General features: G+C 53.0%; 10 tRNA genes and 1 rRNA gene. All 11 read right to left on the reverse strand.

From position 1 onward, the window contains the following. Positions 1-27 precede the first annotated feature (27 nt). Positions 28-113, reverse strand: a tRNA-Tyr gene (locus P364_RS0134740). 9 nt (positions 114-122) lie between these two features. Beyond that, positions 123-198, reverse strand: a tRNA-Thr gene (locus P364_RS0134745). A 20-nt stretch (positions 199-218) separates the two neighbouring features. Next, positions 219-294: transfer RNA gene (locus P364_RS0134750), tRNA-Phe, on the reverse strand. A 7-nt stretch (positions 295-301) separates the two neighbouring features. Then, positions 302-379: transfer RNA gene (locus P364_RS0134755), tRNA-Asp, on the reverse strand. A gap of 27 nt (positions 380-406) precedes the next feature. Further along, positions 407-480: transfer RNA gene (locus tag P364_RS0134760), tRNA-Met, on the reverse strand. A gap of 19 nt (positions 481-499) precedes the next feature. Beyond that, positions 500-575: transfer RNA gene (locus P364_RS0134765), tRNA-Val, on the reverse strand. 121 nt (positions 576-696) lie between these two features. Then, a tRNA-Glu gene (locus P364_RS0134770) sits at positions 697-768 on the reverse strand. Between the two features lie 4 nt (positions 769-772). Next, positions 773-848: transfer RNA gene (locus tag P364_RS0134775), tRNA-Asn, on the reverse strand. A 1-nt stretch (position 849) separates the two neighbouring features. Next, positions 850-925, reverse strand: a tRNA-Ala gene (locus P364_RS0134780). Between the two features lie 29 nt (positions 926-954). Next, a tRNA-Ile gene (locus P364_RS0134785) sits at positions 955-1028 on the reverse strand. A gap of 39 nt (positions 1029-1067) precedes the next feature. After that, positions 1068-1184: ribosomal RNA gene (gene rrf / locus P364_RS0134790) — 5S ribosomal RNA — on the reverse strand. Positions 1185-1222: the final 38 nt, after the last annotated feature.

A 1222-nucleotide genomic window follows, 5' to 3' on the forward strand; every position in this document is an offset into this window, starting at 1 on the left:
CCAACTGAGCTAATGACTCATAGAAACTGGTGGAGGATGATGGATTCGAACCACCGAACCCGTACGGGAGCAGATTTACAGTCTGATGCGTTTGGCCGCTTCGCTAATCCTCCAGGATTACATGGTGCCGGCGAGAGGACTTGAACCCCCAACCTACTGATTACAAGTCAGTTGCTCTACCAGTTGAGCTACACCGGCGTATCAAATCATGATGAAAATGGTGGCTCGGGACGGAATCGAACCGCCGACACGAGGATTTTCAGTCCTCTGCTCTACCGACTGAGCTACCGAGCCTTATAAATGGCGGAACCGACGGGATTCGAACCCGCGATCTCCTGCGTGACAGGCAGGCATGTTAGGCCAACTACACCACGGTTCCAGATCACTTTCTTAAAAGAAAGTATAATTGCGGGGGCAGGATTTGAACCTGCGGCCTTCGGGTTATGAGCCCGACGAGCTACCGGGCTGCTCCACCCCGCGTCGTTATTCAGAAAATATATGGTGGAGGCTGAGGGGATCGAACCCCCGACCCTCTGCTTGTAAGGCAGATGCTCTCCCAGCTGAGCTAAGCCTCCATATTTATGACCCGTAGGGGATACTCTCACTTCGTTCGAGCGAAGCCGCTGCTCACGAAGTTTATCCTCCGACGAACCTTTGGGATTCTCATCCCTTTTTTTAAGCTAATAAATATAGCTATGACCCGTAGGGGATTCGAACCCCTGTTACCTCCGTGAAAGGGAGGTGTCTTAACCCCTTGACCAACGGGCCTTAATGGCTCCCCGAACAGGACTCGAACCTGTGACAACTCGATTAACAGTCGAGTGCTCTACCAACTGAGCTATCAGGGAATGGTGGAGCCAAGCGGGATCGAACCGCTGACCTCCTGCTTGCAAGGCAGGCGCTCTCCCAGCTGAGCTATGGCCCCATACACTTTTAGTTTATCTGGTATTACTATGGGCCCTGGTGGACTCGAACCACCGGCCTCACCCTTATCAGAGGTGCGCTCTAACCAACTGAGCTAAGGGCCCTTGTGAAAATATCGAAAAAAAATACCCCAAAGGGGTTTCGCTTGGCGGCGTCCTACTCTCCCAGGACCCTGCGGTCCAAGTACCATCGGCGCTAGAGGGCTTAACGGTCGTGTTCGGGATGGGTACGTGTGGAACCCCTCCGCCATCGCCACCAAACGCATAGCTTAGCTTTACCTTCAGAGATTATTCTCTGA

Origin of the sequence: Paenibacillus sp. MAEPY2, assembly GCF_000499205.1 — a bacterium.
In the GTDB taxonomy this organism is placed as follows: Bacteria; Bacillota; Bacilli; order Paenibacillales; family Paenibacillaceae; genus Paenibacillus; species Paenibacillus vandeheii.